A 15,627-nucleotide genomic window follows, 5' to 3' on the forward strand; every position below is an offset into this window, starting at 1 on the left:
TCCAAAAGGGTGACGTATCACGTTAATTTCTCCTGTTCGTCCGCGTTGGAAGACAAGACGATCAAGGCATCGGCGGCGACCAATCCCTTCCCGTCGGCCCGGACCATCACAGGGTTGATTTCAATTTCCGAGATCAGATCGGCGTTCTCGGCAAAGAAAACAGATATGCGTGAAATCAGGTCTGCCAGGGCACCTTTGTCGGCCGGTTCAGCGCCGCGTAATCCTGTCAGCAACCGCGCCCCCGGACCCGATCGCACCATGGCCTCGGCAGTTTGCGGCGTGGCGGGCGCAAGCCTGATTTCGGCGGCATCAATCAGTTCCACAAGGATGCCGCCAGGACCGGCCAGAACGATCGGACCAAAGGTGTCGTCGCGTTTGCAGCCGATGATCCATTCTGCCACGGACCCTTCTTCCATTTCCTCGATCAGCGCCGTGCCGCCCGCAAAACGTTCCGCCATTTCCGCGGCGGCCTGTTTCGCCTCTTCAGGGGAAAGACCCAAACGGACGAGCCCGTGATCGGACTTATGCGGATAGTCATCGTGGCACAGCTTGGCGGCACAGCGCCCGTGGTCGGGGTCACGTCGGGGCACCGGGATTCCGATCCGTTGCAGCAGATCCTTCGCATCGGCCTCGTGGATCACCGTGCGCCCGGCACGCTGCCAATTTTCCAGTGTTTCTCTTTGGGTCATGCCACTTCTCCTGTCGCGACCGCGAGGGCGGCGAGGCCCGATGCCGCCCGAGCGGGCGAATCATAGACAGGAACGGCTCGTTCGCGCAGCGCCTCGCCCGAGGCATTGCTGCGCGCCGAACCGGTCCAGACGATCAAGATTGGCTTGTCTGTGTTGTCGAACGCCTCGGCCAAGGCCTCGATGAACTGCTGATCTGGCACAAATGTGATAATTGCGATGGCAATATCCACGCCCGGATCGGCGGTAACGGCCTCCAGACAGCGTCCGACATATGTTGGATTCGCCAAAACCACACCGGTCAGATCGACCGGGTTTGTCACTGACCCATAAAAGGGCACATAGCGCGACAGCGCCGTCTGCGTCGTTTCATCCAGCACCGGAACTTCGAAGCCCGCGCTTTCGGCCAGGTCGGTCATTTCGACCCCAAGCCCGCCGGTGACAGAAATGATCCCGACCCTGTTTCCGGCCGGTCGCCGACCCGCGGCGAGCGCCGTTACGGCATCGACGGCTGCCACGGACTCACGGGCACGGATGACACCGGTTTCGCGAAAGACCGCGCTGATCACCCGGTCGTCCCCGGCCATGGCGCCGGTATGAGATTGGACCGCGCGTGACCCGGCGCGGCTGCGCCCGCTCTTGACCGCGACGACATGCTTCCCCGCCCGGGTCAGCCGCTGGGCCGCTTCGGCAAAACGGCGTCCATCACGCAGTTCCTCGACGTAGCAAAGAACGACCCGCGTCTGGGGGTCATTGCCCAGATAATCCAGCAGGTCCGCTGCGGTCAGGTCGGTTTCGTTGCCGCTGGAAACGATGGCGTTGATGCCCACGCCGCGTTCGCCCAGACGCAAAGCCATAAGGCCCGCAAGTGCGCCGGACTGGGAAATCATGGCCACGGGACCAGGCCGAAGATCGTTGAACATCGGGCTGAAAGTCAGTTGCAGGTCCGACGCGGGGCGCACCACACCTTCGCAGTTCGGCCCAACCAGTCGAAAGGGCGCGTCTTGCATGATCCGGCGCAAGCGCTCTTCGTTTTCATGCCCATCTTCGCCGGCTTCGGAAAAGCCCGAGGTGACCCCGACCACGACCTTGACATCGAGCCTGGTGCAGGTCTCCAGAGCGTCCAGCGCGACCCCGACCGGCGTTGCCAGCACAACCACGTCGATCGGGCTGTCGATCTCGTCCAGGCTGCGCACAGCCGGAAGGCCTTCGATCTCGCCGCCCGAAGGGTTCACGGGGATGATCCTGCCGCTGTAACCGTTGCTCTTCAGCAGGGCCAAAACGGCCTGCCCCAACTTGCCCTTGGTGCGGGATGCGCCAACCACCGCGATGGTGCGCGGATCGAACAGCCCGTCCAGAGCTTGGCCAACCGTGGGGCGGGGTGTCGTCATTTGATTCGTGTTCGGCTCTGGCACACTTTCCTCCGTCAAGTGAAAAAACATTGGTCCCTTTCGGAGATCTAACGGCTGTTCGATTATTCTCGCAATAGATTCCGGTTCCGAGCAGACTGAGGCTTTCAGAGCCGCAAACTAGGGCTTGACGTCGGAAAATTCGCAGAACGAGGCAGATACGTGAAAATGGATAATGGACCACTGAGCGATGTCAGGGTGATTGAACTGGGGCATGTGATCGCGGCACCGATGTGCGGCGCATTGCTGTCCGATTTTGGCGCTGACGTGGTCAAGATCGAGCGTCCGGGGATGGGTGACATGCTGCGGGTGCTGAGCGCGCGGACCAGCGATGGCGTGGGCGCCTGGTGGAAGACCCTGGCACGAAACAAGCGTCTGATGGCGCTGGACTGGAAGAGTGAAGATGGCCGCGCCGTTCTGCGGCGGCTGGTCGAAAACGCCCATGTGCTTATCGAGAACTTTCGACCCGGTGTTCTGGAACGGGCAGGGTTGGCCCCAGAGGTCCTGCATGAGTGGAACCCCGATCTGGTGATTGTACGGATATCGGGTTACGGCCAGACCGGACCGCGCGCCTCGTGGCCCGGATTTGGCCGCGCGGGTGAAGCAATGAGCGGGCTGGCCCACATAACAGGCTTTGCCGACAATGCGCCGATGCACCCCGGGTTCCCCGCGGCGGATTCGACCACAGGCCTCATGGCGGCTTACGGCACGATGATGGCGCTGCACGCGGTGCGAAACGGCAGTGCTCGGGGGCAAGTCGTGGACCTGGCCATTTTCGAGCCGCTCTTGCGCTTGATCGACTACCATGTGCCCACGCGCACCGGCGCGGGGATTTCCGTTGACCGAAATGGGCTTCAGGCCCCCAATTCCTACGCCCCTGCGGGGGTGTTCCGCGCCCGCGACGGTAAATGGATCACCGTCAGCGCGGGCAGTGCTGCAACCGGGCGGCGCCTCCTGGAGGCGGCAGTCGGCAAAAAATGGGCGGAGCAGCCGCAGTTCCAGAGCCTCGACGGCTTTGCGAAGCATATGGACGAAATCGTTGACCGGCTCGGGGCATTCGTTGCGCAGCATGACGCGCAGAAGGTTATCGACATTTTTAGCGCCCACGATGCCGTGGCTGCGATGGTCTATGACGTCGATGACATCCTGGCCGATCCTCAGATCGCCGCGCGGGGGGACATTGTCGGGGTGGAGGGCGACGACACCAAGGTCGTCGGGCCGGTACCAAAGCTGGACAAGACGCCGGGGCGGCTGCGCTGGCTTGGGCGCAGCGAACTGGGTGCCGACACCCGCGCAATCTTACAAGAGCTCGCGTACGACACCGGGCAAATCGACACCCTAATCGAACAAGGCACTGTGGCCGAACCGGGCCGCTGAGCCCGGTCTGCAAGACGTGAGGAGAAAATCATGACCTATCAGATGACATCCGAACAGCAGGGAATCCGCGATGCGATCCTGCGGATCTGCGAGGAATTCGACGACGAGTTCTGGCTGACACGCGATCGCGTAGGCGGCTTCCCGCGAGAGCTGCATCAAAAGCTGGCCCGCGATGGTTGGCTGGGGATTGCAATCCCCGAAGAGTACGGAGGTGCCGGTCTTGGCATCGTCGATGCCGCGATTATGATGCAGGCCATTGCGGAATCCGGCGGCGGCAACAGCGCCGCATCGGCGATTCACATGAATATCTTCGGTCTGAACCCAGTCGTGAAGTTCGGCACCGATGACCAGAAACAGAGATACCTTCCGCCTTTGGTGGCAGGCGACGAACGTGCGTGTTTCGGGGTGACCGAGCCGACAACCGGCCTGGACACCACCAAACTGAAAACACGCGCCGTGCGACAGGGTGACCGGTATGTGGTGCACGGCCAGAAAGTCTGGATTTCAACCGCTCAGGAGGCCGACAAGATCCTGTTGCTGGCGCGCACGACCCCGCTTGAGGACGTCAAGAAACCGACAGAAGGATTGAGCCTTTTTTACACCGACCTTGACCGATCTTTCGTCACCGTGCGCGAAATCGAAAAGATGGGCCGCAAATGTGTCGACTCGAACGAACTGTTCATCGACGGGCTTCCGATCCCTGCCGGGGATCTGATCGGCGAAGAAGGCCAGGGATTTCGTCAGATCCTGCACGGGCTGAACCCCGAACGGGTTCTGATTGCCGCTGAAGCAGTCGGAATCGGGCGGAATGCGCTTCGGCGCGCCGCGGATTACGCCAATGAGCGCGTCGTTTTCGGCAGACCAATCGGTCAGAATCAGGGTGTACAGCACCCCCTGGCCGCCAGCTGGGCGGAACTGGAGGCGGCCAACCTGATGGCGATGCACGCCGGCGCACTCTATGACGCTGGCAAGCCCTGCGGTAATGAAGCCAACGCTGGCAAATACCTAGCGGGCGAAGCGGCGGTGAAGGCGACTCAGACCGCGCAGCTGACCTTCGGCGGGTTCGGATACGCCAAGGAATACCATGTCGAGCGTCTTGTTCGGGAAGCCATCCTGTTCCGCATCGCGCCGGTCACCCCGCAACTGGTGCTTTCGTTTATCGCGGAACATGCCCTCGGCCTGCCAAAGTCCTACTAATTACGAACATCAAAGGAAGTCCAATGCGAATTCACGGAATGGATGCCATTTTCAAACCTCGCTCAGTAGCTGTGATTGGCGCCTCAAGCGACCCCAAGCGCATCGGTGGAAGGCCGGTGGATTTTCTCAAACGGCACGGTTTCGACGGCCCGATCCTGCCGATCAACCCAAAATCGCCCGAGGTGCAGGGCCTGACGGCGTATCCGTCGATCTCGGAGGCCCCCACGACACCGGACCTGGCTGTGATCGCGCTGCCCGCGCCGCTGGCCGTTCAGGCGGTCGAACAGTGCGCGGCCCAGGGTGTGCGGGGGGCGGTGATCTTCAGCTCGGGTTTCTCGGAGGTCGATGCTGACGGGGCCGCCCTTCAGGCGCGCATGGTCGACATCGCGCGCGAGGGCGGTATGCGGCTTGTGGGGCCGAACTGCCTTGGTATCGCGAATGTGCGCCATAACCTGTATGCAACATTCACACCCGGGGTCGAGAAGCATCTGCCAAAACCCGGCGGCGTGTCGATTGTCAGCCAGAGCGGCGCGTTCGGCTCGTATTGCATGACGCTCGTTCGAATGCGCGGACTTGGGGTCAATACCTGGGCGACGACGGGCAATTCCTGCGATGTCGATTTTGCTGATGCCGTGGCCTATTGCGCACAAGATGACGATACCCGCGTGATCATGGGATATCTCGAAGGTGCAACCGATCGCGACAGGCTGGTCGAGGCACTGGAGCTGGCGCGTGCCTGCGAAAAGCCGGTGGTCATGATGAAAGTCGGGCGCAGTGCGGTCGGGGCAGAGGCCGCGCAATCGCATACCGCCTCATTGGCTGGGGCAGACTCGGTCTATGACGCGGCTTTCCGGCAGTACGGCGTTTACCGGGCGCAATCGGTCGATGAAATGTTCGATGTGACTTATGCCTGCGCCGAATCCGCGGCGATGATGCAGGGCGACCGGCTGGGCCTTGTGACAGTCTCGGGCGGGGTTGGGGTGCTGATGGCCGACGAAGCCGAAAAGCTGAAACTTGACGTGCCTGCGCTTCCCGATCATGCACAGAAAAAGCTGAAAGAGGTGCTGCCATTTGCCGGTGTCCGAAACCCGGTTGATGTGACGGCGCAGCTGGTCAATCAGATCGACCTTCTGGAAACCAACATGGATGTGTTGTTCGGCGATGGCGACATCCACGGAGCAATCATCTTCATGTCGACGGTCGGTCTGGTCGCCGACCTGAACGAAGCCATTCGAAGCGGTCTTGAGCGCATCCGCGCGAAATATCCCGGTCGGCCAATGCTGTTCTGTTCGCTGACAGAGCCAGAGGGTCGCGCCGCATATGAAAAGTCGGGGTTCATTGTGTTCGAGGAACCGACCCGCGCGGTCCGGGCTATGGCCGCGTTGCGCTATTTTGCCCGTTCCTTCGCGCGGGCAGGAGAAAAGGACCCGATCCCCGAACTGTCCAACCTGTCGCCGTTGCCGGACGGAATGGTGAACGAGATCGAGGCCAAGGCCCTGCTTGCAGAGGCCGGAATCGGGATCGTGCGCGAAACTCTGGCCACCACCCCCGAAGCGGCGGCCCAGGCAGCGCAAGAAATGGGATTCCCGGTCGTGCTGAAGATTGCCTCGCCCGACATACTGCACAAATCCGACATCGGGGGCGTAGCGCTTGATTTGCATTCGGCCGAAGATGTCCGCTCTGCCGGGGCACGAATCCTGGACCTGGCGTCCGAGAAGATGCCCGGTGCGCGGATCGACGGACTGGTCGTGGCGGAACAGGCAGCACCTGGACTGGAGGCTATACTCGGCGTGACCCAGGACCCGGCTTTCGGCCCGGTGGTCATGTTCGGTCTGGGCGGGGTGTTTGTCGAGGCCCTCGAAGACGTGTCTTTCCGCGTCGCACCATTTGGACCTGCCGAAGCGCGCCGTATGATTGACGAAATCCGCAGCCGCAAACTGCTGGACGCATTCCGAGGCGCACCCGAGCGCGACCTCGACGCTCTCGCCAACGCCCTTGCCCGACTGTCTGCATTTGCCGCCCATCACGGGGCCGCGCTTGAGACTATTGATGTCAATCCATTGATCGTCGGGGCAAGCGGGCAGGGTGCCGTCGCCGCTGACGGTGTGATTATACCCGCCATGCGAGGAGACCACTGACAACCGGACCCGAAATCTTCCCTGATCCCCAAGTCGCTTGCGGCGTGCTCCCGGCGTTTTCTAACAGTTGACAGAATTCACAAGCGCGGCCATCCTTTCGCGTGGAACGCTGTGCATATAACTGCACGCGGAGGGAGGAGATCATGGAAACCACGCAACAGATTTCAACAAAATCAGGCGGCGATCACATTGTGAAATCGGTGGCGCGCACCTGTCAGACTTTGGTGTACTTCGATGAAGTTCGGCGACCGCTGTCGGTCGTGGAAGTATCCAAGGAACTGGGGTACCCGCAGTCAAGTACCTCGGCGCTGCTCAAAAGCTTGGTTAAGCTTGGATTTCTGACCCACGATTCCCGAAAGAAGAGCTACTTCCCCACCGAGCGCGTTCCGCTTTTAGGGTCATGGATGAATCCAGATCTGTTCGGCGAAGGCACGATCCACCGGCTGCTCAAAAACATCTCGGAACGCACGCAGCATGTGGTGGTTCTGGCAACCAAGAACGGGGACGAAGCTGAGTACGTCCAAGTTATCCTTCCGAAAGATTCGCCGATCCACCACATATCGCTCGGGACACGTCGTCCGCTGGGGAACTCCGGTGTCGGGCGCGTTCTGATGAGTCGTTTCAGTGACGACGAAGTGCGCAGTTTGTTCCGCAAAATCAACGCCTATCGCGCACCCGACAAACCGGCAGTGGACGTGAAAGCTTTCGTGGCCTCGTTGGCAGAAACCCGTGCCAAGGGCTATTACCTCTCAACCGATCAGGTGGTTCAGGGGAGCGGCTTGATTTCCATGCCGTTTCCTAACCACCTGAGTTCGCGGCTTTTTGCTGTCGGGGTTGGCGCTCCAACCGATGTAATCTTGCGATCCGAAGCAGAGATCGTAGGGATCATGCGCGAAGAAATCGTTCGAAATCTGAAGAAGATGGATCAACAGTCCCTGACTTCCTGATCGTCTGCATCAGCCAGTGCCGTAACAAAATGGCCCGGCTTCATGAAAACGGGACTTGGGGGTCGCGGACCAAACGCGCCATTTGCCGATTTCAGGGTCCATTTTCAGGCGGCGGAAATAGCCTCTTCGCGTCAGGCTCAAGGTTGAGCCTGACCGGCGGGGCGTCGTTAGCACCGGCATCCCCGAAGGCCGGGCGGTGTAGGATGCGCTGCCCAGAGCAGTGCGACCACGGTTTCGGCCCGCCCCAAGAATACCGGCTTGAAGAGAGGCGCCGCGAAAGAGGCCGACCATCATCGTGTTGATCGTAAGCGGCGTCTACGCCCCACCGGAGTTCAGCTCGACGGCTTGAAGTTCCAGGGTAGCAACTCGTCGATCCGGTTCGCGGGATGCCCTGCCGCGATCGCCTCGAGCGTCGCCTTGAGATAGACAAAGGGTTCGATTTCGTTGATCTTTGCTGTGGCGATGAGCGAGGCGATGCGGCCCCAGGTCCGACCACCTTCGTCGTGGCCGGCGAAGAGTGCGTTCTTCCGCGTCAGGGCGATCGGCCTGATGAGATTCTCCACGGCATTGGAGTCGATCTCGACGCGTCCGTCCTGCAGGAAGGTCTGTAGCCCGTCCCACTGCCGGTGGATATAGGCGAGTTTCTCACCGAGGCGGGACTTGGCGGAGATCGGCGGCGCTGGCTCTGCAACCATTCGCCGAACTCGGCCACCAGCGGCGCGGTGCGTGTCTGTCTCGCAAACAGGCGCTGTCCCGGTCCCATGCCGCGGATCTCGGTTTCGATCCGGTAGAACTCGGCGATCCGGCGCAGCCCCTCGGCGGCGATCTCCGATCCATCACGGTCGAAGACTTCCTTCAGCTTCCGGCGGGCATGTGCCCAGCAGTGCGCAACCGTGATCGGCGCGCCGCCCTTGCGCGAGGGGCGCGTCAGCCGATCGTAGCCGGGATAGCCGTCCAGCTGCAGGATGCCGTCGAAGCCCTGCAGGATCTGCTCCGCGTTCACGCCGGCGCGGCTCGGGCGGTAAGTGAAGACCACGCCGGGCGGGTCATCGCCGCCCCAGCCCCGATCATCTCGGGCCAGCGCCCAGAGGAAGCCAGTCTTCGTCCTGCCTCGCCCGGGCTCCAGAACCGGCGCCGTCGTTTCGTCCATGAAGAGTTTGCCCAAGCCCTTCAGGTGCTCGGCGAGCCGGTCGACCACCGGGGCAAGGTGGAAGGCCGCGGTGCCGACCCAATCGGCGGGCGTGCTGCGCCGAAGGTCGATCCCGGAACGCGCGAGGATCTGGCTCTGGCGATAGAGAGGCAAATGGTCGGCGAACTTGGCGACGAGCACATACGCAATGGCGCCCTCGGTCGGCAGCCCGCCCTCGATCAGGAAGGCAGGGGCTGGCGCCTGGGTGACCCCTTCGGCGTAGGCACGGCAGGCATACTTGGGTCGAACCGTCACGATGACGCGGAGCTGGGCCGGCACGATGTCCAGCCGCTCGCTGCGGTCCTCGCCGATCCGGTGCATCGTGCCGCAGCCGCAGGGACACTCCAGGCTGGCCGGCTCGATCATCTGCTCGATCCGGGGGAGGCTCCCAGGCAAATTGCCCCGATTGCGGCGGGCGACCTTGGATCGCCGCGGACCGGACGAGGCCGTGGCGTCTTCATCCTGCTGGGCCTCTGCCTCGACGACGGCAGTTTCCAGATCTTCGAAGGCCAGATGCCGCTCGTCCTCACTCAGTTTCTCGGACCTTTTGCCATGCACGACCTGGTTCAGTTCGGCGACGAGGTGCTCGAGGCGCTTGTTGGCTTCCCTGAGTGCATCACGCTCGCGCAGGACGGCCAGAACAGCGTCACGCTGGTCTTCCGGAATGGCCGACAGGTCGAGGGATAGGGCGCTGGACATGGCGGCATCATATCCCGCTCCTGCGTTTGTCAGGCCGGCTTTCCCCGCCCTGAGTCACTCTGCCACAGCGGGGGCGCGCGTCTCCAGAGACCGCACCCGCCGCCAGTCCAGCCCGGCGAACAGCGCCTCGAACTGGGCGCGATTCAGGGTCATCGCACCATCCCGGATCGCGGGCCAGGTGAAGGTGCTCTCCTCCAGCCGTTTGTAGGCCATGACGAGACCGCTGCCGTCCCAGAACAGGATCTTCATCCGGTCTGCGCGATTCGCCCGAAAGATAAAGACCGTCCCGGTGAACGGATCTTCGGTCAAGGTCGACTGCACCAAGGCTGCCAGTCCATCATGCCCCTTGCGGAAGTCTACCGGCTTCGTCGCCACCAGGATGCGGACCCCTTGAGACGGCATCAGCATGCAGGCGCTTCCAGAGCGCGCACGATCGCGGCGATCTGACCTGCCGACGTGTCAGAAGACAGCTCGATCCGGGTTGTTCCCTTGACGATCCGGATCACCTGCTGGGGCTTCGCGTCGGAAAGCTCGGGCGTCTCAGTCGGATCGCAAATGACCAGAGGCGCGAAGACCGGCTCTCCGAGTTCCGCCGGAGGAAGAACCAGCTGGCCCTGCTTTGCCAGACGCCGCCAAGCCGAGAGCTGGTTTGGGCGGATGTCATATCGCTCGGCAATCGCATTCACGGTCGCTCCCGGCTCCAAAGTCTCTGCCACAGCGCGAGCCTTCACGTCGTCCGGCCAGCGCCGATGACCTGACCCGTAGATCTCGACGCCCAGAGATCTGAGAAACGAATTTGTCGCGCACATTGCGAAACACACTCCCCATCATGAGATGGATATCACCTCGCAGTGCCGGAGCTCATCTACAACGTGGGGCGCAGCCGCCGCTTACTGTTGATCGGCAGGCCACGGAATCCTTTCTTTCGGCCGTGAAAGCGCTGGAGATTCCCACCCACGATTGGCGTTCGATCTTCTCTGTTGCGTCGCCGCGGATTCAGTTCGCGTATTCGCATATATGTGTGATCTCGCGACAGTTGCGCTCCCGGCCACCCATAAACATTGACCGGTTCACCGCACCATGGTGCGCTGATCGACAACGCCACAGGGAGGAAGACTGCCATGACAAGAAACACAAAACTCGATCGGTTTGCCGCAGGGGCGGCGCTGGTGATCGCGGTCGGAACGATGCCGCAAATTGCGGCGGCCGAAGTGACACTCAAGGTTGCAGATACCTTTCCGCCCGGCCACTACATCGTCGAGACCGGCACCACCTACTGGATGGACCGCGTAACCGAGCTGACCGATGGCGAGGTCAAGTTTCAGTATTTCGGTGCCGGTCAGTTGGGTTCGCTGCGCGATATGTTCTCGATGGTGCAGACAGGCGTGGTGGACATCGGCTATGTTCCGCCGGCCTATAACGGGGGCACGATGCCGCTGGCGGGCGTGCACACGCTTCCTGGCCTTTTCTCGCAGAGCGTTGTCGGGACGCCCGCTTTTTTTGAAACGGTGACGTCGGATCCGATCCTGCAAAACGACTTCCTGGCCAACGGGATGCGCCCAGTCTGGGGTGTAATGACCTCGACCTACAACCTGTTCACCCGCGACCAGGATGTTAGCGGCATTGATGACATCAAAGGGCTGAAACTGAAAACCATTGCCGGGAACATGGCGGAGTCGGTCAAGGCCCTGGGGGGCGCGCCGGTTGATATTCCCAGCCCGGAAACCTATCAGGCCATCCGCACCGGCACCGTCGACGGCACGATCTTTCCCACCACCAGCATCTATTCCTACAAGCTGGACGAGGTAATCGATACCGCCGTTCTGGGTCTGGATGTTTTTGTGTATTGGGCGCCCTACGCGATCCGCGAGGAGGTCTGGCAGGATCTGTCGCCAGAGCATCAACAGGCCATTCAACAGGCGTCGCAGGAGGCGATGCAGCGAGTTGCCGAAGAAACCGACCGATCGGCCGCCGAGCTTGAGGACAAGATGCGGGACAGCGGTATCGAGGTCATCGTTCTGGATGAAGCGCAGCGCGAAAAGGTCAAATCGGCCACAGCGCCGGTGTTCGATGCCTGGGTCTCTGGTCTGCAAGAGCGCGGACTGCCTGCGGGCGAAGTGCTGGAGATGTTTCGTGCGAACATCGAAAAGCACCAGACGCAGTAAGGCGCGCAACCGTGTCCCGTCACGATCTTGATCCCCGAGAGGACGCCGTGCCGTCGCCGAGAGTTGGATTGCACGGTCCTCTGGGCCGAGCGATGGACCGGGTGGATACCGGGATGAACTGGCTGTCGCGCGCTGCGATGATGGTCATGCTGGTGCTGATCCTCATACAGGTCTTTACGCGCTATATCCTGAATGACCCGATCGAAGGGGTCATTGGCGCTACAGAGCTATATCTGATGCCCATCATCGTGTTCGGAAGCCTGAGCTATCTGGAAATGTATGATGGCCACGTGCGAGTGGGGATAGTGTTTGATGCTCTGCCCGAAGGGCTGCGGGCCGGTTTCAATGTCGTCTTGCGATTGGCAGCGGCCGCGTTTTTTGCGCTGATCTGTTACGGTGCCTCGCGCGAGGCGCTTAAGGCGTGGGACTTCGGATATCGCACATCCGGCGACATCGACGCGCCTCTCGTCACCACGCTTGTGATTGCGCCGATTGGCTGCGTGCTGATCGTTCTGCGCCTTCTCGTAAATGCGGCGGGTGACGTTCAGCACCTTCGCGGCGCTTCGGATCGGATTGGCTGAGTATGGAATTTCTTGCACCTGTGTCGCTATTGCTGGCGGGGCTTCTCGTCGTCGGGATGCCGATAGGCTTCGCGATGGGCATCGCCGGCACCGTCGGCCTGTATCTGATCGGCGGGCTCAATCTGGCGCTCGGCATCCTGTCGGTGGCCCCGTATCGCAACACCGCCTCTTGGCTGTTGACCGCCATTCCCTTGTTCATCTTGATGGCCGAGATCCTGTCGGCCAGTCGGATTTCGTCGGACATGTTCCGCGCCGCCAACAGGTGGGTGGGCCATTTGCCCGGCGGACTGGCCGTGGCCACGGTCTTTACCAGCGCAGGCTTCGGGGCGGTTTCGGGCTCGTCCACCGCGGCGACGGCCACGATGGCGCGCACCGTCGCGCCCGAGGCTGAGAAATATGGCTATGACCGCGGCATGATCGTAGGCACGGTTGCGGCCGCCGGGACGTTGTCGATCATGATCCCGCCTTCGGTTGTGCTGATGGTTTACGGTATCATCACCGAAACCTCGATCGGCGGGCTGTTCATTGCCGGCATTCTGCCGGGTCTCATTACCGCGCTCAGCTTTGCCGGGATCACGATGGTCTGGGCGACGCTGAACCGCGATCTGGCGCCACCAGTGCAAAGCCATGGGTGGCGTGAGCGCTTCGCGTCACTGCGCGACATCTGGCCGGTGGTTCTGCTGTTCGTCTTTGTCGTGGCCGGGATTTATTCTGGCGCTGTCACCGTGACCGAAGCCGCCGCGGTCGGCTGCTTTGGCGCGATCATGATTGCCGCCGGGTTGCTCAGACGTATGGGCTGGCGCGAATTCATGGGGGCGCTCGAACGTACAACGCGCCCGACTGCAATGATCTTCACCATTATTATCGGGGCGCACATTTTCGGCTATTTTGTCACCCTGACCATGGCACCGCAGGCGCTGGTTTCGTACGTGCAAGGGCTTGAGATCGGGCCGGGCGTGGTGATTTTAATCCTGATCCTGATCTACATCCTGCTGGGCTGCGTGATGGATCAGCTGGCGATCCTGATCCTGACCATGCCGATCGTCTTTCCAATGGTCATGGAGCTTGGCTATTCGCCGATCTGGTTCGGCATCCTGGTGACCAAAACGGTCGAAATCGGGCTGATTACCCCCCCAATCGGAATGAACGTTTTCGTCGCCAGCTCGATCACCGGCGTGCCTCTTAAACGGGTCTTTGTCGGGGTGCTGCCTTTCGTGCTGGCCGAGTTCGCGGTCTTGGCCCTGATCGCATTCTTTCCCGAGATCGTAACCGTGTTCTCGGGCGAATACTGACAACCTGAAGGAGCGTAACTTGGAACTGGGACTAAAGGACAAGGTGGCTATCGTCACCGGATCGGGTCGCGGGATCGGCGCAGTGACCGCCCGCGCGCTGGCCGAAGAGGGGGCGAAGGTGGTGATCACCGATATCGACCCCGAAACCACAGAAGCCACCCGCGCCGCTCTTGAGGCCGACGGATACGACGCGATCGGCGTGGTCTGCGATGTCACGAACGAGGCACAGGTCGAAGCCCTCGTCTCGCGCACGATCGAAGCATTTGGCGCCGTCCACATCCTGGTCAACAATGCCGGATTTCCGCGCGACAACTACATCACCAAGATGCCCGAACAGGACTGGGACGCTGTTGTGGGCGTGATCCTGAAGGGTGCCTATACCTGCTCGCGCGCCGTGGTGCCGTACTTCATGGAACAGAAGTGGGGCCGGGTGATCAACATCTCCTCTCGCGCCTATCTCGGCAATCCGGGACAGACCAACTATGCCGCCGCCAAGGCCGGCATCATCGGCTTCACCCGGGCGCTGGGGATGGAACAGGGGCGCTTCAATGTCACCGTAAATGCCATCGCGCCGGGGTTCATCGCCACCGAGATGATCGAGGCGCTTCCAAACTACGACCGGATAAAGTCGCGCGCTCTGGCAATGAATACCGTGCAGCGCCTTGGCAACGAACGCGACATCGCCAACGGCGTGGTGTTCCTCGCCTCGGATGCGGCGGAATACATCTCGGGCGAGACGCTTCACATCACCGGGGGGCGATATGGCTAAACATGTCCCGGCCTCCGCCTGTGTCGAGGATCAAGAGACGCGGATGCTGCGAGACAGCATCCGGGGCTTCATGGCGCGCGAGCTGACCGAAGAGCGCATCTCGCAATGCGAGGCGACGGGCGATCTGCCCTGGGCGATAATGGGCGAGCTACGCCAGTTCGGCTATCTTGGCGGGCTTCTCTCGGAAGAGGCCGGTGGCTACGGCCTCAGCTATCGCACCTGGGCGATGATGATGGAGGAAGCAGGATACCGCTGGCTTTCACTCCGGGTTCTGCTCAACACCGTGAACATCGTGATCGCACTGTTCCACCACCTGGGCGATGCGCGCCAGAAGGAAAAGTGGCTGAAACCCGTCATGGCTGGCCAGATGCCGGTCTGGGTGGGGATCACCGAACCCGACCACGGCTCTGATGTTGCCTCGGTGCAGACCCGCGCCGAGGACAAGGGCGACCACTGGCTGATCAATGGCGGCAAGCTGTGGACGACGAACGGCGTCAACGGCCGGGTCGGAATCCTGGTGGCACGGACATTCACGGAAGGCTGTGATGGCGATCTGAGTCTGTTCATCGTGGACCTCGAGGAGACCGATTTCGAAGCTTCGCGGGTGGGCACGATGTTCATCAAGGCCACCGCGACATCGCAGCTGGCCTTTCAAGACGCAAAGGTGCCAAAGGAAAACCTGTTGGGTCCTGCGGGAAAGGGCCTCAAGGCGATCCTTACGGGGTTGAATTATGGCCGGCTCAACGTGGCGGCGGGCGCGGTGGGCGCGGCGCAGCGGTCGTTGGACCTGTCCACCGATTACGTCAAGACGCGCAAGCAGTTCGGCAACGTGATCGGAAGCTATCAGCTGGTGCAGAAGCTGATCGTCGACATGACCATCCGCACCGAAGCGGCGCGCGCGTTGACTGACCGTGCCGCCCAAGCGCTGGACGCGGGTCTGCCTGGGCGCAAGGAATGTTCGATCGCCAAGCTCTATGCCAGCGAGGCGGCGCATGAGGTGGCCTCGATGGCGCTGCAGGCGCACGGCGGGCTGGGCTATTCGACCGACTACCCCGTCGAACGGTTGTTCCGCGACACGCGCGGCGGGCTGATCCCCGAAGGCACATCGGAAATCCAGACATTGATCATAGGGCGCGAGGTTCTCGGGATCTCGGCCTTCACCTGAGGAGGCGGCTAAG

13 protein-coding genes and 1 pseudogene are annotated in these 15,627 nt (G+C 61.7%); 9 read left to right on the top strand and 5 right to left on the bottom strand.

Annotated features, from left to right (window positions below; all coding sequences use genetic code 11):
* Nucleotides 1-17: 17 nt before the first annotated feature.
* Nucleotides 18-689: an acetate--CoA ligase family protein gene (locus IEV87_RS22000; protein WP_043753019.1), complete on the bottom strand. Its 672-nt coding sequence runs from the start codon at nt 687-689 to the stop codon at nt 18-20.
* Nucleotides 686-2,077: an acetate--CoA ligase family protein gene (locus tag IEV87_RS22005; RefSeq protein ID WP_043753017.1), complete on the bottom strand. Its 1,392-nt coding sequence runs from the start codon at nt 2,075-2,077 to the stop codon at nt 686-688. The genes IEV87_RS22000 and IEV87_RS22005 overlap by 4 nt, the downstream gene beginning before the upstream one ends.
* Nucleotides 2,078-2,263: 186 nt before the next feature.
* On the opposite strand from IEV87_RS22005, the gene IEV87_RS22010 reads away from it, so the two are divergent.
* The 4 genes from IEV87_RS22010 (at nt 2,264) to IEV87_RS22025 (ending at nt 7,754) form a co-directional block, all read left to right on the top strand.
* On the top strand, nt 2,264-3,472 hold the full coding sequence (locus IEV87_RS22010) for a CaiB/BaiF CoA transferase family protein (protein ID WP_043753015.1): 1,209 nt from the start codon (nt 2,264-2,266) through the stop codon (nt 3,470-3,472).
* 30 nt (nt 3,473-3,502) lie between these two features.
* Complete coding sequence (locus IEV87_RS22015; protein ID WP_043753010.1) at nt 3,503-4,669, top strand: acyl-CoA dehydrogenase family protein; 1,167 nt, start codon at nt 3,503-3,505, stop codon at nt 4,667-4,669.
* 38 nt (nt 4,670-4,707) lie between these two features.
* Nucleotides 4,708-6,807, top strand: coding sequence for an acetate--CoA ligase family protein (locus IEV87_RS22020; protein WP_043753007.1), 2,100 nt, complete (start codon nt 4,708-4,710; stop codon nt 6,805-6,807).
* 143 nt (nt 6,808-6,950) lie between these two features.
* On the top strand, nt 6,951-7,754 hold the full coding sequence (locus IEV87_RS22025; RefSeq protein ID WP_043753004.1) for an IclR family transcriptional regulator: 804 nt from the start codon (nt 6,951-6,953) through the stop codon (nt 7,752-7,754).
* 332 nt (nt 7,755-8,086) lie between these two features.
* Here IEV87_RS22025 and tnpC read toward each other — a convergent pair.
* The 3 genes and pseudogenes from tnpC to tnpA form a co-directional block, all read right to left on the bottom strand.
* Nucleotides 8,087-9,642 (bottom strand): annotated as a pseudogene (gene tnpC, locus IEV87_RS22030) (IS66 family transposase).
* A 54-nt stretch (nt 9,643-9,696) separates the two neighbouring features.
* A complete protein-coding gene (tnpB, locus tag IEV87_RS22035) occupies nt 9,697-10,050 on the bottom strand; it encodes an IS66 family insertion sequence element accessory protein TnpB (RefSeq protein ID WP_043753001.1) in 354 nt (117 codons plus the stop codon).
* Complete coding sequence (gene tnpA / locus IEV87_RS22040; protein ID WP_043752998.1) at nt 10,044-10,451, bottom strand: IS66-like element accessory protein TnpA; 408 nt, start codon at nt 10,449-10,451, stop codon at nt 10,044-10,046. The genes tnpB and tnpA overlap by 7 nt, the downstream gene beginning before the upstream one ends.
* A 312-nt stretch (nt 10,452-10,763) precedes the next feature.
* Here tnpA and IEV87_RS22045 point away from each other — a divergent pair, with 312 nt between their 5' ends.
* From IEV87_RS22045 to IEV87_RS22065, 5 genes are all read left to right on the top strand, one after another.
* Nucleotides 10,764-11,807 (top strand): TRAP transporter substrate-binding protein, encoded by a 1,044-nt coding sequence (locus IEV87_RS22045; protein WP_027264365.1) that lies wholly within the window; start codon nt 10,764-10,766, stop codon nt 11,805-11,807.
* A gap of 113 nt (nt 11,808-11,920) precedes the next feature.
* On the top strand, nt 11,921-12,388 hold the full coding sequence (locus IEV87_RS22050) for a TRAP transporter small permease (RefSeq protein ID WP_157815108.1): 468 nt from the start codon (nt 11,921-11,923) through the stop codon (nt 12,386-12,388).
* A gap of 2 nt (nt 12,389-12,390) precedes the next feature.
* Entirely contained in the window at nt 12,391-13,680 is a 1,290-nt protein-coding gene (locus tag IEV87_RS22055; RefSeq protein WP_043752993.1) for a TRAP transporter large permease, read from the top strand.
* 19 nt (nt 13,681-13,699) lie between these two features.
* On the top strand, nt 13,700-14,449 hold the full coding sequence (locus IEV87_RS22060; protein WP_027264368.1) for an SDR family NAD(P)-dependent oxidoreductase: 750 nt from the start codon (nt 13,700-13,702) through the stop codon (nt 14,447-14,449).
* The gene (locus IEV87_RS22065; protein WP_048534161.1) at nt 14,442-15,614 is read left to right on the top strand and encodes an acyl-CoA dehydrogenase family protein; all 1,173 of its coding nucleotides are present in this window, start codon (nt 14,442-14,444) and stop codon (nt 15,612-15,614) included. The genes IEV87_RS22060 and IEV87_RS22065 overlap by 8 nt, the downstream gene beginning before the upstream one ends.
* The last annotated feature ends 13 nt before the right edge of the window (nt 15,615-15,627 follow it).

The sequence above is a fragment of the Primorskyibacter flagellatus genome (assembly GCF_014638275.1).
GTDB lineage: Bacteria > Pseudomonadota > Alphaproteobacteria > Rhodobacterales > Rhodobacteraceae > Pseudooceanicola > Pseudooceanicola flagellatus_A.

Coding starts and splice junctions, on each gene's coding strand:
- IEV87_RS22000 (WP_043753019.1), bottom strand. CDS start 689: ATGACCCAAAGAGAAACACTGGAAAATTGGCAGCGTGCCGGGCGCACG.
- IEV87_RS22005 (WP_043753017.1), bottom strand. CDS start 2,077: ATGACGACACCCCGCCCCACGGTTGGCCAAGCTCTGGACGGGCTGTTC.
- IEV87_RS22010 (WP_043753015.1), top strand. CDS start 2,264: ATGGATAATGGACCACTGAGCGATGTCAGGGTGATTGAACTGGGGCAT.
- IEV87_RS22015 (WP_043753010.1), top strand. CDS start 3,503: ATGACCTATCAGATGACATCCGAACAGCAGGGAATCCGCGATGCGATC.
- IEV87_RS22020 (WP_043753007.1), top strand. CDS start 4,708: ATGGATGCCATTTTCAAACCTCGCTCAGTAGCTGTGATTGGCGCCTCA.
- IEV87_RS22025 (WP_043753004.1), top strand. CDS start 6,951: ATGGAAACCACGCAACAGATTTCAACAAAATCAGGCGGCGATCACATT.
- tnpB (WP_043753001.1), bottom strand. CDS start 10,050: ATGCTGATGCCGTCTCAAGGGGTCCGCATCCTGGTGGCGACGAAGCCG.
- tnpA (WP_043752998.1), bottom strand. CDS start 10,451: ATGTGCGCGACAAATTCGTTTCTCAGATCTCTGGGCGTCGAGATCTAC.
- IEV87_RS22045 (WP_027264365.1), top strand. CDS start 10,764: ATGACAAGAAACACAAAACTCGATCGGTTTGCCGCAGGGGCGGCGCTG.
- IEV87_RS22050 (WP_157815108.1), top strand. CDS start 11,921: ATGAACTGGCTGTCGCGCGCTGCGATGATGGTCATGCTGGTGCTGATC.
- IEV87_RS22055 (WP_043752993.1), top strand. CDS start 12,391: ATGGAATTTCTTGCACCTGTGTCGCTATTGCTGGCGGGGCTTCTCGTC.
- IEV87_RS22065 (WP_048534161.1), top strand. CDS start 14,442: ATGGCTAAACATGTCCCGGCCTCCGCCTGTGTCGAGGATCAAGAGACG.